This window comes from Burkholderia sp. AU27893, from assembly GCF_002223205.1.
In the GTDB taxonomy this organism is placed as follows: domain Bacteria; phylum Pseudomonadota; class Gammaproteobacteria; order Burkholderiales; family Burkholderiaceae; genus Burkholderia.
The window spans coordinates 605,242-628,630 of sequence record NZ_NKFD01000001.1; the positions used below are offsets into that span (position 1 = coordinate 605,242).

At 67.0% G+C, this 23,389-nt stretch carries 24 protein-coding genes; 14 read left to right on the top strand and 10 right to left on the bottom strand.

Going from position 1 to position 23,389, the window contains the following annotated elements:
- Nucleotides 1-260 precede the first annotated feature (260 nt).
- The 3 genes from CFB47_RS02860 (at nt 261) to CFB47_RS02870 (ending at nt 2,611) form a co-directional block, all read left to right on the top strand.
- Entirely contained in the window at nt 261-1,472 is a 1,212-nt protein-coding gene (locus tag CFB47_RS02860; protein WP_039353057.1) for a ribonucleotide-diphosphate reductase subunit beta, read from the top strand.
- Between the two features lie 82 nt (nt 1,473-1,554).
- On the top strand, nt 1,555-1,881 hold the full coding sequence (locus tag CFB47_RS02865; RefSeq protein WP_089455555.1) for a hypothetical protein: 327 nt from the start codon (nt 1,555-1,557) through the stop codon (nt 1,879-1,881).
- 28 nt (nt 1,882-1,909) lie between these two features.
- Entirely contained in the window at nt 1,910-2,611 is a 702-nt protein-coding gene (locus tag CFB47_RS02870; protein ID WP_089439185.1) for a histone H1-like DNA-binding protein, read from the top strand.
- A 235-nt stretch (nt 2,612-2,846) separates the two neighbouring features.
- On the opposite strand, the gene CFB47_RS02875 is transcribed toward CFB47_RS02870, so the two are convergent.
- From CFB47_RS02875 to CFB47_RS02920, 10 genes are all read right to left on the bottom strand, one after another.
- Nucleotides 2,847-3,320 (bottom strand): glycine zipper 2TM domain-containing protein, encoded by a 474-nt coding sequence (locus CFB47_RS02875; RefSeq protein ID WP_021161893.1) that lies wholly within the window; start codon nt 3,318-3,320, stop codon nt 2,847-2,849.
- A 19-nt stretch (nt 3,321-3,339) separates the two neighbouring features.
- A complete protein-coding gene (locus tag CFB47_RS02880) occupies nt 3,340-4,278 on the bottom strand; it encodes a carbohydrate kinase family protein (protein ID WP_089460401.1) in 939 nt (312 codons plus the stop codon).
- An 85-nt stretch (nt 4,279-4,363) separates the two neighbouring features.
- A complete protein-coding gene (tpx, locus tag CFB47_RS02885; protein WP_027783488.1) occupies nt 4,364-4,867 on the bottom strand; it encodes a thiol peroxidase in 504 nt (167 codons plus the stop codon).
- A gap of 73 nt (nt 4,868-4,940) precedes the next feature.
- A complete protein-coding gene (locus tag CFB47_RS02890) occupies nt 4,941-6,290 on the bottom strand; it encodes a DUF3426 domain-containing protein (protein ID WP_089455556.1) in 1,350 nt (449 codons plus the stop codon).
- 45 nt (nt 6,291-6,335) lie between these two features.
- Nucleotides 6,336-7,238, bottom strand: coding sequence for a 50S ribosomal protein L11 methyltransferase (gene prmA / locus CFB47_RS02895; RefSeq protein WP_089455557.1), 903 nt, complete (start codon nt 7,236-7,238; stop codon nt 6,336-6,338).
- Between the two features lie 2 nt (nt 7,239-7,240).
- Nucleotides 7,241-8,608, bottom strand: coding sequence for an acetyl-CoA carboxylase biotin carboxylase subunit (gene accC / locus CFB47_RS02900; RefSeq protein WP_021161890.1), 1,368 nt, complete (start codon nt 8,606-8,608; stop codon nt 7,241-7,243).
- Nucleotides 8,609-8,692: 84 nt separating this feature from the next.
- Entirely contained in the window at nt 8,693-9,166 is a 474-nt protein-coding gene (gene accB / locus CFB47_RS02905) for an acetyl-CoA carboxylase biotin carboxyl carrier protein (protein WP_046544894.1), read from the bottom strand.
- A gap of 66 nt (nt 9,167-9,232) precedes the next feature.
- Nucleotides 9,233-9,685 (bottom strand): type II 3-dehydroquinate dehydratase, encoded by a 453-nt coding sequence (aroQ, locus tag CFB47_RS02910; RefSeq protein ID WP_011350880.1) that lies wholly within the window; start codon nt 9,683-9,685, stop codon nt 9,233-9,235.
- A 194-nt stretch (nt 9,686-9,879) separates the two neighbouring features.
- A complete protein-coding gene (locus tag CFB47_RS02915; RefSeq protein ID WP_089455558.1) occupies nt 9,880-10,431 on the bottom strand; it encodes a TlpA disulfide reductase family protein in 552 nt (183 codons plus the stop codon).
- Between the two features lie 7 nt (nt 10,432-10,438).
- Nucleotides 10,439-11,083, bottom strand: coding sequence for a hypothetical protein (locus tag CFB47_RS02920; RefSeq protein WP_039353186.1), 645 nt, complete (start codon nt 11,081-11,083; stop codon nt 10,439-10,441).
- Nucleotides 11,084-11,125: 42 nt separating this feature from the next.
- Here CFB47_RS02920 and mpl point away from each other — a divergent pair, with 42 nt between their 5' ends.
- The 11 genes from mpl to CFB47_RS02980 all read left to right on the top strand — a co-directional run bounded on the left by mpl (nt 11,126) and on the right by CFB47_RS02980 (nt 23,342).
- Nucleotides 11,126-12,715 carry a UDP-N-acetylmuramate:L-alanyl-gamma-D-glutamyl-meso-diaminopimelate ligase gene (gene mpl, locus CFB47_RS02925; RefSeq protein ID WP_373453129.1) on the top strand — a complete coding sequence of 530 codons (1,590 nt, stop codon included), beginning with the start codon at nt 11,126-11,128 and terminating at the stop codon, nt 12,713-12,715.
- Nucleotides 12,712-13,281, top strand: coding sequence for a YqiA/YcfP family alpha/beta fold hydrolase (locus tag CFB47_RS02930; protein ID WP_089424450.1), 570 nt, complete (start codon nt 12,712-12,714; stop codon nt 13,279-13,281). Before mpl ends, CFB47_RS02930 begins: the two co-directional genes overlap by 4 nt.
- An 80-nt stretch (nt 13,282-13,361) precedes the next feature.
- Nucleotides 13,362-15,449, top strand: a complete 2,088-nt coding sequence (locus tag CFB47_RS02935; protein WP_089430583.1) for a ribonuclease catalytic domain-containing protein — start codon at nt 13,362-13,364, stop codon at nt 15,447-15,449.
- Entirely contained in the window at nt 15,446-16,312 is an 867-nt protein-coding gene (aroE, locus tag CFB47_RS02940) for a shikimate dehydrogenase (protein WP_089460402.1), read from the top strand. The genes CFB47_RS02935 and aroE overlap by 4 nt, the downstream gene beginning before the upstream one ends.
- A 14-nt stretch (nt 16,313-16,326) precedes the next feature.
- The gene (gene mtgA / locus CFB47_RS02945) at nt 16,327-17,064 is read left to right on the top strand and encodes a monofunctional biosynthetic peptidoglycan transglycosylase (RefSeq protein ID WP_089460403.1); all 738 of its coding nucleotides are present in this window, start codon (nt 16,327-16,329) and stop codon (nt 17,062-17,064) included.
- Nucleotides 17,065-17,501: 437 nt separating this feature from the next.
- The gene (locus tag CFB47_RS02950; RefSeq protein ID WP_089439194.1) at nt 17,502-19,112 is read left to right on the top strand and encodes a S10 family peptidase; all 1,611 of its coding nucleotides are present in this window, start codon (nt 17,502-17,504) and stop codon (nt 19,110-19,112) included.
- Between the two features lie 80 nt (nt 19,113-19,192).
- Nucleotides 19,193-19,594, top strand: a complete 402-nt coding sequence (locus CFB47_RS02955; RefSeq protein ID WP_046544902.1) for an EF-hand domain-containing protein — start codon at nt 19,193-19,195, stop codon at nt 19,592-19,594.
- 347 nt (nt 19,595-19,941) lie between these two features.
- Nucleotides 19,942-20,841 carry an IclR family transcriptional regulator gene (locus CFB47_RS02965; RefSeq protein ID WP_089460404.1) on the top strand — a complete coding sequence of 300 codons (900 nt, stop codon included), beginning with the start codon at nt 19,942-19,944 and terminating at the stop codon, nt 20,839-20,841.
- Nucleotides 20,838-21,863 (top strand): 2-dehydro-3-deoxygalactonokinase, encoded by a 1,026-nt coding sequence (locus CFB47_RS02970; RefSeq protein ID WP_089455562.1) that lies wholly within the window; start codon nt 20,838-20,840, stop codon nt 21,861-21,863. Before CFB47_RS02965 ends, CFB47_RS02970 begins: the two co-directional genes overlap by 4 nt.
- A 22-nt stretch (nt 21,864-21,885) precedes the next feature.
- Nucleotides 21,886-22,563, top strand: a complete 678-nt coding sequence (locus CFB47_RS02975) for a 2-dehydro-3-deoxy-6-phosphogalactonate aldolase (protein ID WP_089456537.1) — start codon at nt 21,886-21,888, stop codon at nt 22,561-22,563.
- Complete coding sequence (locus tag CFB47_RS02980; protein ID WP_089456536.1) at nt 22,563-23,342, top strand: SDR family oxidoreductase; 780 nt, start codon at nt 22,563-22,565, stop codon at nt 23,340-23,342. The genes CFB47_RS02975 and CFB47_RS02980 overlap by 1 nt, the downstream gene beginning before the upstream one ends.
- The last annotated feature ends 47 nt before the right edge of the window (nt 23,343-23,389 follow it).

Here is a 23,389-nt window from a genome sequence, read left to right on the forward strand (position 1 = left end):
ACGCGGCACCTGCGTTGCAGGCAGTGACAAGCGATCGAAACATCCCCGACGACGTCGCGTTTCGATCAGCGTTCGATGCGTCGAGCGCACCTCGCGATACACGCGCGACGCACATCGCGCGCTGCATGAACGACGATGCGTTGCTCAAAGTGTTGTATCGAGGTCGCAACGCGAATCGAAAAAAGGATTTTTCGTGAGCGAACCCTTTTATCGCTCAGGAAAAGATGGTACAAACCGTTCTAAATTGATGGTGAGAATTTATGCTCAACTGGGATGAAGAGAAGACTGCCGTAACTCCCGCGAGCGGAGCGCAGCAAAACGCGATGCGCACCTCCGCAGGAACGGCTGTCGGACTGCAGGCTGCAACGCCTGCCGCCCATCAGGTCCGCGACATTTTCGAAGGCGATCTTGCGGTGCCCCCGCAAGCATCGGCTGTTCCCGCCGGCGGTTCGGAAGCGCGGGTCAATGTCGCCGACAAGCGCATCATCAACGGCCAGACTGACGTCAATCAGCTGGTGCCGTTCAAGTACAAGTGGGCGTGGGAAAAGTATCTGGCCGGTTGCGCGAACCACTGGATGCCGCAGGAAATCAACATGTCCCGCGACATCGCTCTGTGGAAGGACCCGAACGGTCTGACCGAGGACGAGCGCCGCATCGTGAAGCGCAACCTCGGCTTCTTCGTGACGGCCGATTCGCTCGCGGCGAACAACATCGTGCTCGGCACGTACCGCCACATCACGGCGCCCGAGTGCCGGCAGTTCCTGCTGCGCCAGGCGTTCGAAGAGGCGATCCACACGCACGCGTACCAATACATTGTCGAATCGCTCGGTCTCGACGAAGGCGAGATCTTCAACGCGTACCACGAGGTCACGTCGATCCGCGCGAAGGACGAATTCCTGATCCCGTTCATCCACACGCTGACGGATCCGGCCTTCAAGACCGGCACGCTCGAAGCGGATCAGAAGCTGCTGAAGTCGCTGATCGTGTTCGCCTGCATCATGGAAGGCCTGTTCTTCTATGTCGGGTTTACGCAGATCCTCGCGCTCGGCCGCCAGAACAAGATGACGGGTGCTGCAGAGCAATATCAGTACATCCTGCGCGACGAGTCGATGCACTGCAACTTCGGCATCGACCTGATCAACCAGATCAAGCTCGAGAATCCGCATCTCTGGACCGCCGAATTCCGCGCCGAGATCCGCGAGCTGTTCAAGCAGGCTGTCGAACTCGAATACCGCTACGCCGAGGACACGATGCCGCGCGGCGTGCTGGGTCTGAATGCGTCGATGTTCAAGAGCTATCTGCGCTTCATCAGCAACCGTCGTTGCCAGCAGATCGGCCTCGATCCGCTGTACCCGAACGAGGAAAACCCGTTCCCGTGGATGAGCGAGATGATCGACCTGAAGAAGGAACGCAACTTCTTCGAGACGCGTGTGATCGAGTATCAGACGGGCGGCGCGCTGTCCTGGGAATAACCCGCAGCAGCGAACCCGTCACATGATGGAACAGCCGGCGGCCTCTCGGCCCCGGCTCAAGGTTTAGGAGCAAGAACGCCTGATGCAAAGCATGCCCGGTGCCTTAACGGCACGACGACACGACAGGCACTTTGCGAACCCTTCAGTGGGATGGGCAAACTTCCCTCCGGAAAAAGCGGACGGCCGTGTGGCGGTCCGCTTGATCAAGCGATTAGGGGTAGCGGCGCGAGGTGCGCCGGCTACCGACTTGATTTGGCGCGCGAGGCCGAGTGGCCACGCGCGCCATACCGTATTCATTAGCGTAAGCGCGTGGTATCCGCGTACGCCGATGAATAGCCCGCTTCGAAGCGCACGTCCTGAACAGCGTCCGCGGGAAGCGGGTTTTGACGAAGGGTGTAGTTTGAACTGACTCTCATCTGAACCTGAAGGAGAACAACATGGCACTTGCCAAGAAGAAACCGGCTGCAAAGAAGGCCGCAGTGAAGAAGGTCGCTGCGAAGAAGGCTGCTGCTCCGGCGAAGAAGGCCGCTGCAGTGAAGAAGGTTGCTGCGAAGAAGGTCGCGGTGAAGAAGGTTGCCGCGAAGAAGGCAGCACCGGCGAAGAAGGCAGCAGTGAAGAAGGTTGCTGCGAAGAAGGTCGCAACGAAGAAGGTTGCAGCCAAGAAGGTCGCAGTGAAGAAGGTTGCCGCGAAGAAGGCAGCACCGGCGAAGAAGGCCGCAGCGAAGAAGGTTGCCGCCAAGAAAGTCGCAGTGAAGAAGGTTGCTGCGAAGAAGGCCGCACCGGCTAAGAAGGCTGCTGCGAAGAAGGCCGCGCCGGCGAAGAAGGCTGCTGCGAAGAAGGCCGCGCCTGCGAAGAAGGCTGCCGCGAAGAAGGCTGCGCCTGCTGCGAAGAAGGCTGCCCCTGCGAAGAAGGCCGCTGCTCCGGCGAAGAAGGCTGCCGCTGCTGCTCCGGCTGCCGCTCCGGCTCCGGCGAAGAAGGCCGCGGCTCCGAAGAAGGCTGCTGCTCCGAAGAAGGCCGTCGTGAAGAAGGCTGCGCCGGCAACGACCGCGTCGACCGCATCGGTTGCGCCGGCATCGGGCGTGAAGACCGCGCTCAACCCGGCAGCGGCATGGCCGTTCCCGACCGGCAGCCGTCCGTAATCGAGGCTGACCTGCACCACCCGGACACTCACGTGGTGTCCGTGGGTTGAGTAGCGCTACTCAATCAGTCCCGCCATCTGGCTCAGGTGGCGGGATTTTTTTCGTCCGTCGTTGCCGATGTGCCCGCATCCCGGACACCCACAAGCCGGCTGCGGCGAGCACGGACGAAAAAAAACGCATGTGCAGCTTCGCACATGCGTTCGACCGCGGCTTGCGCCGCGTGCTGAGGTACCTGTTAGTGCGTGACGCGCGTGACGCCGCCGCTCGACAGCAGTCGCACGCGTTCGCCGGCGCGGAACGCTTCGCCGCTTGCAGCCTGCGTGATCGAGCGCAGATCGCCGTTGTCGAGGCGCACGGTGATTTCGACACCGTTCGCCGTGCTGAGGTTTTCACCGACCGCGTTGCCCGCGACCGCGCCGACGAGGCCGCCGGCGATCGCGGTCAGGATCGACCCCTTGCCGCCGCCGATCGCGCTGCCTGCCACTGCGCCGAGCGCGCCGCCGCCGAGCGTGCCGATCGCGCTGCCGCCGCCGTCGGACTGGATGCGCACCGCGCGGACGCTTTCGACGGTGCCCATGCGGACCGTCTGTTCGCGCTGCGCCTGGCCGACGCTATAGACATCCGCCGAACCGGGTGCGGTGAAGCAACCGGTGAGCGTCAGCGAGGCCGTCAGCATGGCCGCGAGCGTGAGGGTCTTTTTCGTCAACATCTTTGCTCTCCCACAAAATTCATTTGAGACTGTAACCGAATGCAGTCTCGAAGCGTGCGTCGATTTCGGCGCGCGTCAGTACGTAAGTCTGGGGCCCCTGGTGGGCGATCTTGATCGAGCCCATCAGGCTCGCGAGGCGGCCCGTGGTTGCCCAGTCGAGGCCATGCTCGATGCCGTACAGCAAGCCACCCCGGAAGGCGTCGCCGCAGCCGGTCGGATCGGAGATCTGCTCGGCCGGCACGACAGGAATCTGCTCCGTGCCCTGTTTGTGGCGGATGGTCGCGCCGTGCTCGCCGCGCGTGATGACGAGGGCGTCGACCCGGCTGGCGATTTCATCTTCGGACCATCCCGTCTTGTCGCTCACCAGCTTGGCCTCGTAGTCGTTGACCGCTACAAAGGTCGCAAGTTCAATGCTGCGGCGCAGCGTCGCACCGTCGAACAGCGGCAGGCCCTGGCCCGGATCGAACACGAACGGCACGCCGGCCTTGGCGAGTTCTTCCACGTGCTGCACCATCCCGTCGAAGCCGTCGGGGCCGACGATCGCGAGCTTGACGCCCGGCGCGTCGCCCGCGTGGTTCAGGTGCGACTGCATCATCGCGCCCGGGTGGAACGCCGTGATCTGGTTGTTGTCGAGATCGGTCGTGATCATCGCCTGCGCGGTATACGTGTCGGGCAGCACGCGAACGTGGTCGCGGCGCAGGCCGAGCTGGTCGAGCCGGTCGAGATACGGCTGCGCGTCGAGCGCGCCGATCGTCCCCATGATGCGCGCATCGCCGCCGAGCAGGTGCAGCGCGTACGCGATGTTGCCCGCGCAGCCGCCGAATTCGCGGCGCATCGTCGGCACCAGGAAGCTCAGGTTGATGAGGTGCACCTGGTCGGGCAGGATGTGCTCGCGGAACCGCCCCTCGAAGGTCATGATGGAATCGTAGGCGATCGAGCCGCAAATCAACGTAGCCAAGGTGTGCGTTCCTGTAGAAATGAGGAACCCTGCGCGACAACGCCGCGCGAAAGGCGCGGCGCGGCAGGGGAAAGCGAAAGAAAGCTTACTTCAGTGCGGCGAGCGCGGCATCGTAGTTCGGCTCGTCCTTGATTTCGCCGACGAGTTCCGCGTGGATCACCTTGTCCTGCGCGTCGAGCACGACGACCGCACGTGCGGTCAGGCCGTTCAGCGGGCCGCTCGTCACGTCGACGCCGTACGCGTTCGCGAACGCGCGGCCGGTGCGGAACGTCGAAGCCGTCACGACATTCTCGAGGCCTTCGGTCGTGCAGAAGCGCGTCGCAGCGAACGGCAGGTCGGCGGACACGACGACGACGACCGTGTTGTCGAGCGACGATGCGGCTTCGTTGAACTTGCGGGTCGACGTCGCGCAGGTCGGGGTGTCGAGGCTCGGGACGATGTTCAGCACCTTGCGCTTGCCCGCGAAGCTGGCGAGCGACAGGTCGGCGAGGTCCTTGCCGACCAGCTTGAAATCGGCGGCTTGTGCGCCGACGGCCGGGAACGTGCCGGCGAGATCGATCGGGTTGCCACCCAGCGTAACTTTGCTCATGTTCGTGCTCCGAAATAGCGCGCCGCTCGGGCGCGCGGGTTGAGACGGGCGCGCAGGCGCGCGCCGCGGCGCGTCACGGATAGAAAATCTGGACGCGGAAATTCGAGGCGGGCGCACCGTTCGTTTCGACGCGGACGACCATCGTCTGCGTCGTGCCGGGCGGCAGCCCGGCGTCGATCGGCGTGCCCGGGCGCACGTAGTCGCGCGGCGCGAGTACGCGGCGCACGGTCACGTGGTTGGTGTCGTCGAGCAGCGTCAGCTCGAGCGACGGGTAGGCGAGTGCGACGCGGTAGCGGTTCGTCAGCGGCACCTTCAGCTCGAGCTCGCGCGGGCCGTCGAGCTGGCGCAGGTCGGTCGCGTCGAGCCGCAGGCCGTCGATCGCGCGCGGCGGCGCAACCGTGCAGCCGAGCGGCGCGCAGGCCTGCCGGAACCAGCCCTGCGTGACGGGCCAGTAGATCATCAGCGTTTCGCGCTGCCACCATGCGAGTTGCCCGACGAGCAGCACGGCGAGCACGGCAGCGACGAGGCCACCGAAAAAGCCCCCGAGCATGCCGCGCCGCTGCGGCGCGCGGGTTTCCCGCGTGACGGCGAAATGCGGACGATCGTCGTCGGTCAGCGCAGCGGGGAAGGGGGCGGCCGGCGCGTGGGTCGTGGCGGCGGGCGTCTCGTCGTGCCGCGTGGTGCCGGAGTCGGGCTCGGGCGCGGCTTCGGTGACGGCTGGCGCAGGCGCGAACGCAAAGCGCGGTTCGCGCGGCGCGCGCTCGTCGTCCTGCACGGCGAAATGCGTGGTACCGACGGGCTCGGCGGCGTTGTGAGCGGTCTCTGCGTCCGACGGAAGGTGCGCGACGAAGCGGGGCTCACGCGGGTCGCGTTCGACGGGCGCGGCCGATGGTTCGACATCCTGCGGCGATTGCGATTGCGTTTGCGTCTGCAGCGATTCGGCCGGCTGTTCGACGGCAGCGGAGGCGGGCAGCTCGGCCGGGGAGGGCGCGAACGGTGCGGGCGTACCCGACAGGTGCACGACGCCGGCTTCGATGGACGGAAGGGCAAGCGGGATCAGCGGCTCGGTGCGCACGGTCCGCACGTTGTGCTGCAGCGACGGGTCGACGCCGGCATCGAGCCACGGCGCCCACATGTCCCAGCCTTCGGGCTTGTAATCGGTGTCGGAAGGTGACCCGGCCGGCGCTTCGGCGGCGAACAGCCGAGGCGGGGCCGGATGACGCGCATCACCGTCATCCTGCGCGGCAGCCGGTTCGGTCAGGACCGGCTCGGGCTGCTGCGCGTGCTCGGGAACGAGCGACTCGGACGCGTTGAAGACTTCGTGGCAATGCCCGCAGCGCACGAGCCCTTGATGCAGCGAGAGCTGTTCCTGCTGCAGCCGGAAGACGGTTTCGCAATGAGGGCAGCGCGTCGCAAGAAGCATGTCGAGCCGGGCGGCCTGCTGGCCAGAGTGAAGGACAGCGCTATTCTAATGGCTTTCGCGTCGGGTTCCGGCGAGGCATACCCAACCTTCGTGCTCACGCCAGACCGAGATGTCGACATAGCGTGCGTAGACGGCCGCCACTTCGTCCGCCTGGCGCGCGAGCACGCCCGACAGCGCGATGCGCCCGCCCGGCTTGACCTTCGATGCGAGCATCGACGCCATCAGCTTCAGCGGATTCGACAGGATGTTCGCGACGACGATGTCGAATTCACCGTCCGGGCACGCATCGGGCAGCCCGTACGTGACTTCCGCATGGTTGCGTTCGCTGTTCTGCCGCGCCGATTCGACCGCTTGCGGATCGATGTCGATGCCGATGACGGGGTTCGCCCCGCATTTCTTCGCGAGGATCGCGAGAATGCCCGAGCCGCAGCCGTAGTCGAGCACCGACTGGCCGGGCTGCACCGACTGCTCGAGCCATTCCATGCACAGGCGCGTGGTCGGGTGGCTGCCGGTGCCGAAGGCGAGGCCCGGATCGAGTTCGAGGATGAGCGCGTCGGGATCGGGCGCATCGTGCCACGACGGCACGACCCAGATCCGCTCGCCGATCGGGATCGGCTCGAACTGCGATTGCGTGAGACGCACCCAGTCCTGCTCTTCGACTTCGCGGACGGTGAATGCCGGCGTCTCGGCGACGCCGATCTCGTTCGCGGCCGCCGCGAGCAGCACGGCCGGCTCATGGTCGGCCGCGAGCAGCGCGACCACGCGCGAGTGCTGCCACGCGGTGCGGTCGGGCACGAGGCCCGGCTCGCCGAAGAGCGGCTGTTCGTCGGGCGTGTCGGCGTCGGCATCTTCGACCGACACCGACAGCGCGCCGAGTTCGAGCAGCGCGTCGGACAGCGCCTCCGCATGCTCACGGGCCAGTTCGACGACGAGTTCGCGATAGCTCATGCTTACGCTTCTTCCGGTGCGACCTGCTGCTTCTGGGCGAGCCGGTTTTCGAGGTAATGGATGCTGGTGCCGCCTTCGACGAACTTCGAATCGATCATCAGCTCGCGGTGCAGCGGGATGTTGGTCTGGATGCCTTCGACGACCATTTCCGACAGCGCGATGCGCATCCGGCTGATCGCCTGCTCGCGCGTCGCGCCGTAGGTGATCAGCTTGCCGATCATCGAATCATAGTTCGGCGGCACGAAATAGCCATTGTAGGCGTGCGAATCGACGCGCACGCCGGGGCCGCCCGGCGTATGCCACGACGTGATCCGGCCCGGCGACGGCGTGAACTTGAACGGATCCTCCGCGTTGATCCGGCATTCGATCGCGTGCCCGCGGAACTGGATGTCGCGCTGGCGCAGCGTGAGCTTCTCGCCGGCCGCGATGCGGATCTGTTCCTGCACGATGTCGACGCCCGTGATCAGCTCCGATACGGGGTGCTCGACCTGCACGCGCGTGTTCATCTCGATGAAGTAGAACTCGCCGTTTTCGTACAGGAATTCGAACGTGCCCGCACCGAGGTAGCCCATCTTCTTGCAGGCGTCCGCGCAGCGGTCGCCGATGCGGTCGATCAGGCGGCGCGGAATGCCGGGTGCCGGCGCTTCCTCGATCACCTTCTGGTGGCGGCGCTGCATCGAGCAATCGCGCTCGCCGAGCCAGATCGCGTTCTTGTACGCGTCGGACAGCACCTGGATTTCGATGTGGCGCGGGTTCTCGAGGAACTTCTCCATGTACACCTGCGGGTTGCCGAACGCACGGCCGGCTTCCTCGCGGGTCATGTTGACCGCGTTGACGAGCGCGGCCTCGGTGTGCACGACGCGCATCCCGCGCCCGCCACCGCCGCCTGCCGCCTTGATGATGACCGGATAGCCGATCGCGCGCGCAATCTTGACGATCTCCTTCGGATCGTCCGGCAACGCGCCTTCCGAGCCCGGCACGCACGGCACGCCGGTCTTGATCATCGTCTGCTTCGCGGTGACCTTGTCACCCATCATGCGGATCGTTTCGGGGCGCGGGCCGATGAACGTGAAGCCCGACTGCTCGACACGTTCCGCGAAATCGGCGTTCTCCGACAGGAAGCCGTAGCCGGGGTGGATCGCCTCGGCATCGGTGACTTCCGCGGCGCTGATCAGCGCCGGCATGTTCAGGTAGCTCAGGTTCGACGGGGCCGGGCCGATACAGACGGCTTCGTCCGCGAGGCGCACGTACTTGGCTTCCTTGTCGGCTTCCGAGTAGACGACCACCGTCTTGACGCCGAGCTCACGGCACGCACGCTGGATGCGCAGCGCGATTTCACCGCGGTTGGCAATGAGGATTTTTTCAAACATAGCGAGTATTCGTCTCTTCGAGGGGCGCGCGAACGGCGCCTGGCGGGCATCGGCGGCGCGCGGCCCGCAGGCCGCGCGGCGGACTTAGCCGATCACGAAAAGCGGCTGGCCGTATTCGACGGCCTGGCCGTTCTCGACGAGGATTTCCTTGATCACGCCGGCTTTGTCCGACTCGATCTCGTTGAGCAGCTTCATCGCTTCGATGATGCAGATGGTCTGGCCTTCCTTGACCGTATCGCCCACCTGGACGAACGGGTCCGCGCCCGGCGACGGTGCGCGATAGAACGTGCCGACCATCGGCGACGTCACGACGTGGCCCTGCGGGACAGCCGGAGCGGCAGCGCCGCCCGCGGCCGGCGCGGCAGCGCCTTCGGTCGGCAGCGCGGCCGACGGGGCGGGCGCGCTGACTTGCGGGGCATACCCAGCCGTCGGCTGCACGTAGACCGGGGGCGCGTTCTTGACGATGCGCACCTTGCCTTCGCCTTCCGTCACTTCCAGCTCGGAGATGCCGGATTCGGAAACGAGGTCGATCAGAGTTTTCAGCTTACGAAGATCCATCGGGAATTCCCCTTTCAATACGTGAAGGCGCCGGTTAGGGGCCGGCGCTGAATCTAGATCGCGAAATCAGCCGCGCGACGTGCCTTGCAGCTTGTCCAGCGCGTACTCGAGCGCGTACAGATAACCTTTCCAGCCGAGCCCGCAGATCACGCCTTCGGCCTGGTCGGAAAAGTAGGAGTGGTGCCTGAACGCTTCGCGGCGATGCACGTTCGACAAGTGAACCTCGACGAACGGGATGCCAACGCCGGCGATCGCGTCCCGGATCGCGACACTCGTGTGCGTGTACGCGGCCGGATTGATCAGGATGAAATCGGTCTGTTCCTCCCGCGCGGCCTGGATGCGGTCGACCAGCGCGCCTTCATGGTTGCTCTGGAACGACGACAGTTCGGCGCCGGCTTCCCGGGCACGCGCGGCAAGCGCCTGATCGATCTGTGCGAGCGTGACGCGGCCGTACACCTCCGGTTCCCGGGTGCCGAGAAGGTTCAGGTTAGGGCCGTGCAGCACCAGCAATCGTGTCATGGTCGCTTCTATTTCTGCGGAATTGCGCGAACTTTAGCGCTATTTAGAGAAATTTGTCTAGTTTTGCCGAACGGCCGAGCGCGCGCGACCTGCAAGAATTACCGGCGCGCATCCAAAGTGTCGGCGAATTCACGCGAAATTGCGGCGATCGACGGGCAAATTGCCGCCAACGTGCGGGCCGCCGTTCGGGCAGGTTACAGCGCGTCGAGCGTCTTTTTGAGCTCCGCCGGCTGGATTTGCCCCAATTTTGTCTCGCGGATCTTGCCGGTTTCGTCGATGACGACCGTAAACGGCAGCGCACCGGCCGTATTTCCAAAATTGCGGGCCAGATCGGCGCCCGCATATCCGCTGACGAATACCGGGTAATCGACCTTCACCTTCTGCAGAAAGTTCTTCACGTTCTGTTCGGAATCGACGCCGATTCCGATGAAACGGATGCCCTTCTGCTTGTATTGGTGCGACAGCGCGACGAGCTCCGGCATCTCCTCGACACACGGGCCGCACCATGACGCCCAGAAATTGACGACGACCTTCTGCCCCTTGAACGCGGACAACGTGGCCGGCTTGCCGTCGGTGCCCGTCAGCGACGCCGCCCACAACTGTTCGACGGGGCTGCCGTGCGCAGCAGGCGCGGCGACGGCGACACCGTCGTCGGCGGGGCCGCGGAACCAATGGCCGGCGGCGAGCCCGCCGGCAACGGCGGCGGCCGCGACCACCGCGAGCGCCAACATGCGTTTCATCATCATCGTTGAATCATTCCGGTTCGGAAGGGGTCTTGCCTGCTTCGACGAGCGCGCGCAGCGCGGCGGCATCCGCACGGGCGACCCGGCCGCGCGCGTCGGCCTTGACCGCGCCGCGCAGATCGTCGCTCGCATAGAGCGCGAGATGGATGCCGATTGCATCGACGTCGCGCCGCGGGCGCCACAGGAAACTGAGCGTCTCGACGTCGGCGCGGCCCGCGAAGTGCCGCGTCTCGGAGACGTCGTACTGGACGTTCTGGTTCAGCAGGTAGATCGCGACGTCCTTCGGGTTGTCGGTGAATGCCTGCAAATGGATATCCGAATGCGCGTTCGCGGTGCCGTTCAGCACGGCGCCCGTCACATAAGGATGGAATTCGGCGAGCCGGCGCATCCAGTCGAGCGCGATTTCGCGCAGGCGGCGCAGTTCGTCCGGCTGCGTGTCGCTCTGGAACAGGGCCAGGTACTCGCGCAGTTCTTCCTCGATCTGGTCGTTATCCGGCAGCCATTCGCCGGCAACGCGCGTATCGCCCAGCAACTGGCGCGCGGCCTTGCGCTTTGCACCGGCATAGTCCAAGCCGTCCTCCGCGATCAGGCGCGCGGCGGACTGGGCGATTTCCTCGCGGACGCGCCGCGGGTCGAGAAGGGTTTTACGAGACATGATCCGGCAATCATACTCGATCGCCTCAGGGCCCGAGCGCGGGTGCGGCGGCCTGCCGCCCGGCGTGCCGGCACCGTCCGCGCGCAGCGTTCGGGCCGCCGGGCACGGCAGGCCGTCAGTTACAATACTGTTCTTTGTGTCGCGGCAAAAGCCGTTGGCCGGTCGCCGGCCGCACGGCCTGTCCGCCGCGCCGCACACGCATCCTTTCCGAATCGACGGCGCCCGGCGGCGCGAAAGCATTCATCTATGCACATCCACATTCTTGGCATCTGCGGCACCTTCATGGGCGGTCTCGCCGTACTCGCGCGCGAGGCGGGCCACACGGTGACGGGTTGCGACGCGGGCGTCTATCCGCCGATGAGCACGCAGCTCGAGGCGCAGGGCATCACGCTGATCGAGGGCTACGGCGCCGAGCAGATCGACCTGAAACCGGACCTGTTCGTGATCGGCAACGTCGTCACGCGCGGCAATCCGTTGATGGAGGCGATCCTGGATCGCGGCCTGCCGTACGTGTCGGGCCCGCAGTGGCTCGGCGAGCACGTGCTGGCCGGTAAATGGGTGCTCGCGGTCGCGGGCACGCACGGCAAGACGACCACGTCGTCGATGCTCGCGTGGCTGCTGGAAGACGCGGGCCTGAATCCGGGCTTCCTGATCGGCGGCGTGCCGCTGAACTTCGGCGTGTCGGCGCGGCTCACCGATTCGAGCTTCTTCGTGATCGAGGCCGACGAATACGACACGGCGTTTTTCGACAAGCGCTCGAAGTTCGTCCACTACCGGCCGCGCACCGCGGTGCTGAACAACCTCGAATTCGATCACGCCGACATCTTCCCGGATCTCGCCGCGATCGAGACGCAATTCCACCATCTCGTGCGTACCGTGCCCGGTGTCGGCCGGATCGTCACGAACGGCCGCTCGGACGCGCTCGAGCGCGTGCTGGCGCGCGGCTGCTGGAGCGAGGTCGAGCGCTTCGGCGTCGACGGCGGCTGGCAGGCGCTGCCGGCCGAGGACGGCGTGCCGGTCGACGAGCGCTTCGCGGTGTATTCGCACGCGGAACGCGTCGGCGAAGTCGCGTGGCAGGTGCAGGGCGACCACAACCGGATGAACGCGCTCGCGGCGATCGCGGCCGCGCGCCACGTCGGCGTGCCGCCCGCGCAGGCGGCCGAATCCCTCGCGTCGTTTCGCAACGTGAAGCGCCGGATGGAAGTGCGCGGCAGCGTGGACGGCGTGACCGTCTACGACGACTTCGCGCACCATCCGACCGCGATCGACACCACGATCGCCGGCCTTCGTGCCCGCATCGGCCGTCAGAATGCCCGCATCCTCGCGGTGCTCGAGCCGCGCTCGAACACGATGAAGCTCGGCGTGATGAAGTCGCAATTGCCGGCGAGCCTGGCCGACGCCGATCTGGTGTTCGGCTACGGCGCGCCGACCGGGCGCGACGCGCTCGGCTGGAACCTGGCCGAAGCGCTGGCGCCGCTCGGCGAGAAGGCGCACGCATTCGACGATCTGCACCTGCTGGTGAAGTCCGTCGTCGCAGCCGCCCGCCCGGGCGACCACGTGCTCGTGATGAGCAACGGCGGCTTCGGCGGCGTGCACCAGAAGTTGCTCGATGCGCTCGGGAGCCGCACGTGATCCTGTACCTGCACGGCTTCCGGTCGTCGCCGGAATCGCAGAAGTCGCGCCAGCTCGCCGCGCGCATGGCCGAACTCGGCCGGATTGACGAGTGGCGGTGCCCGTCACTGTCGGTGTCACCGCTCGAGGCGATTGCAGTCGCGGAAGCCGAGGTGGCCGGTGCGCGCGACGTGACCGTCATCGGCAGCTCGCTCGGCGGCTATTACGCGACGTGGCTGGCCGAAAAGCACGGCTGGAAGGCCGTGCTGCTGAATCCGGCCATCGTGCCGCAGCGCGATCTCGAGCAGCATCTGGGCGAACAGCCGCTGTATCACGGCGGCGGCACGATCGTCGTCGAGCGCCGTCACCTGCATGAGCTCGATGCGCTGCGCGTGCCGGCGATCACGCGTGCCGAACGCTACTATCTGTTCGCGGCGACCGGCGACGAAGTGCTCGATTACCGCGAGATGCTCGCGCATTACCCGGGCGCGAAGACGCGCGTGATCGAAGGCAGCGATCACGGGATCAGCGAATTTGCCGACTATGTCGACGACGTTCTCGCGTTTTGCGACGGAAAGACGTCTTAAACCGGCCATGTGCCGATCGAATTCCCATCATCATGCGGCGCCGCCGATGTGGCGCCCGGCAGTCTGAACGAGAGTACTGAGTGAACGTTTTCTTCGAGGAATCGGGCAGTTTCAAGGCGGGCAGCGTGCTGTCGCGCCAGGGCGACGCGTTTCAGGTCGAGTTGCCCGGCGGGCGGCGGGCGAAGGTGCGCGCGAAAGACGTGCTGATCGAATTCGACAAGCCGGCCGCAAGCGAACTGATGCAGGAGGCCGACACGGCCGCGCAGCAGATCGATCTGGATTTCCTGTGGGAATGCGCGCCGGCCGACGAGTTTGCCTATACGGCGCTGGCCGCGGAATATTTCGGCGCGTCGTACGGCCCGGTCGAGCGCGCGGCGCTCGTGTTGCGCCTGCACGGTTCGCCCGTCTACTTCCGCCGCAAGGGGCGCGGCCAGTACCAGCGCGCGCCGGAAGAGCAGCTCAAGATGGCGCTCGCGTCGCTCGAGCGCAAGCGCCAGCAGGCGCTCGTCCAGGTGCAGTATGAAGAGGAACTGAAGGCCGGCAAGCTGCCGGAGGCGTTCGCGGGCAAGGTGCTCGGGCTGCTGACGCGGCCGGACAAGAACTCGATCGAATACAAGGCGATGGAAGCGGCGGCCGGTGCGCGCGGCGTGTCGCCGGCGCGGTTGATGCTCGACTGCGGCGGTATCGCGTCGCCGCGTGCGCTGCACGAGGCGCGCTTCCTCGCGGAATTCTTCCCGCACGGCACGGGCTTCCCGGCCGTCACGGTCGGCCCGCTGCCGGACGACCTGCCGCGTGCGGACGTCCAGGCGTTCTCGATCGACGACATCACGACGACCGAGATCGACGACGCGTTCTCGGTCGAGCACCTGGCCGACGGCCGCGTGCGGATCGGCGTGCACATCGCGGCGCCGGCGCTCGGCATCGTGCGCGGCGACCCGGTCGACGCGATCGCGCGCACGCGCCTGTCGACCGTCTACATGCCGGGCGACAAGATTACGATGCTGCCGGACGACGTCGTCGACGTGTTCACGCTGAAGGAAGGCGATTATCGTCCGGCGCTGTCGCTGTACATCATCGTCAATCGCGAAACCCAGGAGATCGTCGCGAACGAGACGCGCGCCGAGCTCGTGTTCGTGAAGAGCAACCTGCGGCACAACCACCTCGACGAGCTCGTCAACGAAGAGACGCTTGCGGCCGGCACCGGCGAGTATCCGCACAAGGACGACATCGCCGTGCTGTGGCCGCTCGCGCAGGCGCTGTTCGAGAAGCGCCAGGTCGCGCGCGCGGGCTACGGCCTGAAGCGCGAGGTGCAGCGCAACACCGATTACAACTTCTACGTCGACGGCGAGCACGTGTCGATTACGCCGCGCCGTCGCGGGTCGCCGCTCGACCTGATCGTGTCGGAGCTTGCGATCCTCGCGAACTCGACCTGGGGCGCCTTCCTGCACGACCACACGGTGCCGGGCATCTACCGCTCGCAGCGCGGCTTCGGCGCGCCGGGCCCGAAGCGCACGCGGATGCAGACGACGGCCGCGCCGCACGAAGGCCTCGGCGTGGCGCAGTACGCGTGGAGCACGTCGCCGCTGCGCCGCTACGTCGACCTCGTGAACCAGTGGCAACTGCTCGCATGCGTGCAGCATGGCGTCACCGCGAAGCTCGCCGCGCCGTTCAAGCCGAAGGACGCCGACCTGTACGCGGTCGTGCAGGGCTTCGACGACACCTACACGGCCTACGCCGACTACCAGCGCCGGATGGAGTATTTCTGGTGCCTGCGCTGGCTCGCGCAAGAACAGAAGAAGCAGGTCGTCGCGAGCGTCGTGAAGGGCGACCTCGTGCGCCTCGAGGAAATTCCGCTGCTGCTGCACGTGCCGGGGCTCGGCGTGCACGCGCGCGGCACGCGCGTGTTGCTCGACGTGATGGCGCTCGATGAGCTGACGATCGAGGCGTCGGTACGTTTGCTGAACGTGCTCGACGCGCCGACCGTGACGAGCGGCGACGCGGCCGAGGAAGAGGATGACGCCGAAGGCGGCGACGACACGCTGATCGACACCGAAGACGCAACCGCCGAAACCGAAGCCGAAGCACTGGCGGAAGCGGATGGCGCGGCGGCCGGTGAAGGCGGCGAAGCCGCGAACGGCAACGCCGGCGAAGAGGGGCGCGCATCATGACCGCGATTGCGTCGACGAGCGGCGCCGACCGCTATGTGGTGTTCGGCAACCCGGTGGCGCACAGCAAGTCGCCGTTCATCCACGCGCAATTCGCCGCGCAAACGGGGGAGCCGGTCGAATACACGCACCGGCTCGCGCCGCTCGACGGTTTCGACGCGGCCGTGCGGGCCTTCGTCGCCGAAGGCGGTCGCGGCGCGAACGTGACGGTGCCGTTCAAGCTCGAAGCGCATGCGCTCGCCGACACGCTGTCGCCGCGCGCGGCGGCGGCGGGTGCCGTGAATACGCTGCGCATCGACGCCGACGGCCGCATCCACGGCGACAACACCGACGGTGTCGGCCTCGTGCGCGACATCGAAGCGAATCTCGGCGTGTCGCTGGCGGGCGCACGCATCCTGCTGCTCGGCGCGGGTGGCGCGGCGCGCGGTGTCGTGCTGCCGCTGCTCGACCGCGCACCGCTGTCGATCGGAATCGTGAACCGCACCGCGAGCAAGGCCGAAGCGCTCGTCGGCCAGTTCATGCAGGCCGCGCACGATGCGGGCTGCACGCTCGCGGGCGGCGGCCCCGACGTCGTGCGCGCGGAGCCGTACGACGTGGTGATCAACGCGACGGCCGGCAGCCTCGATGCCGCGCTGCCCGAGTGCGATGCGGCCGCGTTCGGCGCGGGCACGCTCGCGTACGACATGATGTACGGCGCGCAGCCGACGGTGTTCATGCAGCATGCGGCGTCGCTCGGCGCGCGCACGGCCGACGGCCTCGGCATGCTCGTCGAGCAGGCGGCCGAATCGTTCTTCATCTGGCGCGGTGTGCGGCCGGACGGCGCGCCGGTGCTGGCCGCGCTGCGCCAGGCGCTCGCGGCGAGCTGAGCGGAGCGCGGCACGTGGTGGCGGTGAGCGGCACGCAGCCCACGCGGACGGTGAGCCCGACGCGCTGGTTCATCTATGCGGGATCGGTGTTCGCGGGGGCGTGGCTCGCGACGCAACTGTTCTATCTCGCGCAAATCGCGCTGTGGTCGTTCGTGAACCCCGGGTCGACCGCGTTCATGCGTACCGACGCGTGGTGGCTGTCGCGCGACAAGCCGCCTGCGCAGATCCAGCATCAATGGGTGCCGTACGACCAGATCTCGCGCAACCTGAAGCGCGCGCTGATCGCATCGGAAGACTCGACCTTCGCGACCAACAACGGCTACGACGTCGACGCGATCCTGCAGGCGTGGGAGAAGAACAAGGCGCGCGGCCGGATCGTCGCGGGCGGCTCGACGATCACGCAGCAGCTCGCACGCAACCTGTTCCTGTCGCGCGAGAAGAGCTACATCCGCAAGGGGCAGGAGCTCATCATCACGTGGATGCTCGAAACGGTGCTCGACAAGGAGCGGATCTTCGAGATCTACCTGAATTCCGTCGAGTGGGGGCGCGGCGTGTACGGCGCCGAAGCAGCCGCCCGCTATTACTACAAGATTCCCGCAAGCCGGCTCGGCGCGTGGCAATCGGCGCGTCTCGCGGTGATGCTGCCGAAGCCGCGCTGGTTCGACGCGCATCGCGGCTCGGCGTACCAGGCGCAGCGCGCGGCGATCATCGCGCGCCGGATGGGGGCGGCCGCGCTGCCGCAATCGGAGTGAACGGCGCGCTCGCGCCGTCGCATTGACCGTTTCGTCGCCCGTGCGCCCGCCACGGGCCGGTTGTGCGCTGCAGCGCATTCATGTCGCGATCATTTCGGGCCACATCCTTTAGACGAATCCGTCTATTTCGTTTTGCTGAGCAATACCGGGCGTCGTGTGATTTTGTTGCCCGATATGGCGCGAAATTCGGAGATTTTTAGTCTCGCCGGATAAACACGAAAGTCCGTGAAAGGTGTGTGAAATGCAATGTTTCGCAAACCGAAGCATTCCTGAAAGGTGTGCGCCGCACCGGCTGGCCGCCAAATATTTCAAAATTTTTCAAAGCTGACGGCCTCGCGTATATTGGCCAGCGCCTCGGCCTATCGGCCCCAATCGAGGCGGGGGGTGGCTTACCCGGCTGCTCGACACAAAAAACATCCGAGAGAAGGAAAGCAACGATGCCAGCAAGCAAAGCGAAGCTGTTGTTGGGAGTGGTGTTTTCTTCGCTGATCCTGACGGCCTGCAACGACGACGTGACATCGTCTTCTGCTGCCAGCGCCGACAATTCAGCCGATCCCGCCAGTCAGGTGGACAGGGCGTACAACGATCCGAACAGTTATTCGTCGAGCGCGAACGCGTCGCTCGACGCCTCCGCCGCGGTCGAAAAGGCCGCCGTCACGCATCACCAGATCACCCTCAACGGCAAGACGATCCGCTACACGGCCACGGCCGGCCACCTCGTCGCGCGCAATCCGCAGACCGGCGCGCCCGAAGCATCGTTCTTCTATGTCGCCTATACGGCCGACAACCAGCCCGCGGCGAAGCGGCCCGTCACGTTCCTGTACAACGGCGGCCCCGGTTCGGCATCGGTGTGGCTGCACCTCGGCTCGTTCGGCCCGCGCCGGATCCAGACGGGCGACCCGAACGCGAATACGTCGACGTTCCCGTTCGTCGACAACCAGGAAAGCCTGCTCGACACCACCGACCTCGTGTTCGTCGATGCGATCGGCACCGGCTTCTCGGAAGCGATCGCGCCGAATACGAACCAGACGTTCTGGGGCGTCGACCAGGACGGCGGCGCGTTCCGCGATTTCGTGACGCGCTACCTCACCGTGAACCAGCGCAACGATTCGCCGAAATACCTGTTCGGCGAGTCGTACGGCACGCCGCGCACCGACGTGCTCGCGAACCTGCTCGAGACGGCCGGCGTGAAGCTCGACGGCATCGTGCTGCAGTCGTCGATCCTGAACTACAACGTGAACTGCGACATGGCGAGCGACTATATCGGCAACTCGAACAACGGGTCGAGCCCGGTGAGTTGCGCGGGTTTCGTGCCGTCGTACGGCACGGTCGGCGCGTACTACCAGCTCGACAACCCGAACCCGTCGAGCCTGCCGCAGTATGCGGACCAGATGCGCCTGCTGACGGCCGGCAGCTACGCGCCGGCCGTGAACGCGTACCTGGCGAGCCATACGCCGCCGCCGCCGACCCTCGTCACGACGATGGTGAATTCGACCGGCGTGAAGCAGTCGCTGTGGAATGCGGACTTCAACGTGATCCCGACTTTCTTCGACAACAGCTTCCAGCTGTCGCTGATCCCGGGCACGCTGATCGGCCGCTACGACGCGCGCGTGAACGTGCCAGTGTCGAGCCCGCTGGCATCCGGCGGCGACCCGTCGAGCACGTTCATCACGAAGCCGTTCACCGACACGATCGGCAGCTACCTGCCGAACGAGCTGAAGTACACCGCGCAGTCGGCCTACTCGGTGAGCAGCAATGCGATCAACACGTGGGACTGGACGCACGACGGCCTCGCGATGCCGGACACGATTCCCGATCTCGCCGCGGCGCTGTCGCTGAATCCGCAGCTGAAGGTGTTGTCGCTGAACGGGTATCACGACATCGCGACGCCGTTCTACCAGACCGAGCTCGACCTCGCGCGGCTCGGGACGCAACCGAACCTGACGATCAAGGACTATCAGGGCGGACACATGGTCTATCTCGACGATACGTCGCGTCCGCAGGAGAAAGCCGACCTCGTGACCTTCTACAACGCGGCCGCGCACTGATGCTGCGCCAGGCAGGCGACGCGCGCCCGCGGTGGCGCCGCGCCTGCCGTCGACGACCTCATTCCAGACTGGAGCCTGATATGAAGAATCGTTTCATCGTCGTTGCCGCGGCGCTCGCCTGTGTCGGCGCCGCAGCATCCGTATCCGCGTTCGCGCAGGCGAGCGACGCCGCCGCGCCGGTGCGTGCGCGCCAGGCGCAGCTCGGCGATCCGTACGTACCGCCGGCCGCGCGCAAGCCGACCGCCGGCACGCAGACGACGGGCGCCGCGCTGCATGCGCAGGTGGTGCGCAAGCTCGCGCGGCAGTTCAGCGCGGCCGACGCGCAGAACACGGGTTCGATCACCGAGTCGCAGGCACGCGCGGCCGGCCTCGGCTATGTCGCGAACCACTTCCGGCAGATCGACTCGGGCGGCAACGGCCGCGTGTCGTTCGCGGACGTCCAGCGCTACATGCAGGCACGCAGCACGAGCAGCCAGCAGTAAGCGCGGCGCGCGGTGAACAAACGGGGGCGGAACCTGCTGCGCGGCGGGTTCCGCCCCCGTGCACATGAAGCCGCCATGACGTCGAAGACGGGCGGATTCGCGCCGAATTCTCATTATCTGGGCAACGCACTCAAATATTGGAGACGAGTGCGTGCGCTCCTACAATCCGAAGCACATCACAGCTTCGGACCCACGCATCGCGCGGCGCCCGACGCACACGGAGACACCTTCCATGAAGTTCGCCGGGCGCTTTATTCGGTGCATCGACCGCCGCCTCGCCGCGACGCCGCGCGTAGTTCCGGCATCGTGCGAACGGCTTCACCGGTTCCGTTGAAGAAGCCCGCCCCATGACCAAGATGCCCGACACCCTTGCCCTCGTCGCCCGGCGTGCGACGCCGGACGATGCGTCGCTGACCGACAGCATCGGCGCGACCAGCACGCCGCTCGATCTCGCCGCGCAGCAGGCCGGTACGCAGACGCTACTGCGCGGCCTTGCGATCCTCGAGGCGATCGCGAACGGCGCGCGCGACATGCGCGCGATCGGCGCCGCGCTCGGCACGACGCGCAGCACCACGCACCGCCTCGTCAGCAGCCTCGTGCAGGCGCGCTACCTGCGCCAGGTGCAGGGCGGCTACCTGCTCGGCCCGAAGCTGATCGAACTCGGCACGATCGCGCTCGAGCAGATGCCGCTCACCGCGGTGGCGCGCCCGCACCTCGAAGCGCTCGCGGAAGCGACGCTCGACACGATCCATCTCGGCGTGCGCGACGGCGACGACGTGCTGTACATCGACAAGATTCCCGGCACGCGCGGGCTCGAGATGCGCTCGCGCGTCGGCCACCGGATGCCGCTCGCATCGACCGGCATCGGCAAGGCGATGATGCTCGACACCGATCCCGACACGTGGCGCGCGCTGTTCGAGGCCGCCCGGCGGGCGCTTGCCGGCGTCAATTTCAAGCCGGACAACCGGCCCGAGACGAGCGCGTTCCTGCAGCGCATGGCGCATTACGCGGCCGGCGGCTATACGTTCGATCTCGAGGAGAACGAGGCGTCGATCCGCTGCGTGGCCGCGCCGATCCGCGACGCATCGGGCGCGATCGTCGCGGCCGTGTCGGTCGCGAGCACGATTCCGTACATGCCGCACGACCGGATGGACGAACTGATTCCGCTCGTGCAGCGCGAAGCGCGAGCCATTTCCGCGGAACTGGGCTGGAGCCCGCCGCAGGGTACCCGCAGGATCAAACGATGACGACTTCGACCCGGCCCGTTCCGGATGCCAGCTCCGCCACCCCGTCGCTGATCGCGCTCGACTGGGGCACGACGTCGCTGCGCGCTTACCTGTACGACGCGCACGGCGCGCTCATCGACACGCGCAGCCGCGCGGCGGGCGTGATGCATGTGCCGGGCGGCGGCGCGCGCGCGTTCGACGCTGTGTTCGAGGAAGCGTGCGGCGACTGGCTCGACCGCTCGCCGGGCCTGCCGGTGCTTGCCGCCGGGATGGTCGGCAGCGCGCAGGGCTGGCGCGAGGCGCCGTACGTCGCGGTGCCGGCCGGCGCCGACGCGCTCGTCGCGGGCCTCACCACGGTGACGACGGCGCGCGGCACGACGATCTCGATCGTGCCGGGCGTCATCGCCACGGGCGAACTGCCCGACGTGATGCGCGGTGAAGAAACGCAGATATTCGGTGCACTCGCGAGCGATCCCACGCTTGGCACCGATCGTTCAGGGGTACTGATCGGCTTGCCGGGCACCCATGCGAAATGGGCGTGGGTGAGGGACGGGCTGATCGAGCGCTTCCAGACCTTCATGACGGGCGAGCTGTTCGCGGTGCTGCGCGACCACACGATCCTCGGCCGCACGATGCGCGCCGGCGCGTCGCCCGATCGCGCGGCGTTCGTGCGCGGCGTCTTGGTCGCGCGCGGCGCGCAGCATACGGGGCTGCTCGCGACGATCTTCAGCACGCGTACGCTCGGCCTGACCGACCGGCTCGCGCCCGATGCGCAGGGCGACTACCTGTCCGGGCTGCTGATCGGCCATGAGCTCAACGCGCTCGACGCGATGCTCGCGGAGCGCGGCATCGCGCTCGCGGACCAGCCGCTGCTGCTGATCGGCGACGACAGCTTGTGTGCGCGCTACGCCGATGCGCTCCAGGAATTCGGCCACCCGCCCGCCCGCGTGGTCGCACACGCGACCGACCGCGGCCTGTGGCGGATCGCGTCGCGCGCCGGGCTCGTGCGCGCGGATGGCGAGCCCGTCTGCGCCGACCAATGAACCGTTTGCCGAGGAACCTTCGATGCCGTCCGACCTGACCTTGCCCGCACCCTACGCGCCCCACGCCGCGCTGATGCGTGCGTTCGACGCGTGCCCGCTGATCGCGATCATGCGCGGGATCACGCCCGTCGAAGCGGCCGACCACGGCCGTGCGCTCTATGAAGCCGGCTTCCGGATCGTCGAGGTGCCGCTCAACTCGCCCGATCCGTTCGACAGCATCGCCGCGCTGCGGCGTGCGCTGCCCGACGACGCGATCGTCGGCGCGGGCACCGTGCTGCGCGCCGAGTACGTCGACCGCGTGCAGGACGCGGGCGGCGCGCTGATCGTGATGCCGCACAGCGACGCGGCCGTGATCCGCCGCGCACGCGAGCGCGGCCTCGCGAGTGCGCCGGGCGTCGCGACGCCGACCGAAGCGTTCGCTGCGCTCGCGAACGGCGCCGACGTGCTGAAGATGTTCCCGGCCGAGCAGCTCGGCGTACCGGTCGTGAAGGCGTGGCGCGCGGTGATCGACCGCGCGGTGCCGCTGATCCCGGTCGGCGGCATCTCGCCCGACAACATGGCGCCGTTCCTCAATGCCGGCGCGAACGGTTTCGGGCTCGGCTCGGCGCTGTACCGCCCCGGCCAGTCGGCCGACGCGACCGCGGCGAACGCGCGTGCGTTCCAGGCCGGCTTGCGCGTGGCGCGCGGCGGAGCCGCATGATGGGCCGCCTCGCGGACAAGGTCGCGATGGTGACGGGCGCGGGCCGGGGCATCGGCGCAGCGATCGCCCGCGCGTTCGTTCGCGAGGGGGCGGCGGTCGCGCTCGTCGATCTCGACTTCCCGCAGGCGCAGCGCACGGCCGCCGCGATTGCGCACGAGATCGCCGGCGCGCGCGTGCTGCCGCTGCAGGCGGACGTCGCGCGGCAGGACGCGGTGCGCGACGCACTGGCGCAGACCGAGGCGGCGTTCGGCCCGCTCGACGTGCTGGTGAACAACGCAGGCATCAACGTGTTCGCCGATCCGCTGGCGATGACCGACGACGACTGGCGACGCTGCTTCGCGGTCGACCTCGACGGCGTGTGGCACGGCTGCCGCGCGGCGCTGGAAGGAATGGTCGAACGCGGCCGCGGCAGCATCGTGAACATCGCGTCGACGCACGCGTTCAGGATCATCCCGGGCTGCTTTCCGTACCCGGTCGCGAAGCACGGCGTGCTGGGCCTCACGCGCGCGCTCGGCATCGAATACGCGGCGCGCAACGTGCGCGTGAACGCGATCGCGCCGGGCTACATCGAGACGCAGCTCACGCGCGACTGGTGGGACGCACAACCCGACCCGGCTGCCGCGCGCGCCGACACGCTCGCGCTGCAGCCGATGAAGCGGATCGGCCGGCCGGAGGAGGTCGCGATGACGGCCGTGTTCCTGGCGTCCGACGAGGCGCCGTTCATCAATGCCGCGTGCATCACCGTCGATGGCGGGCGCGCGGCGCTGTATCACGACTGACGCGATTGACGTAACGATTCGAAAGACCGCACGTGCGACGGCCGCGC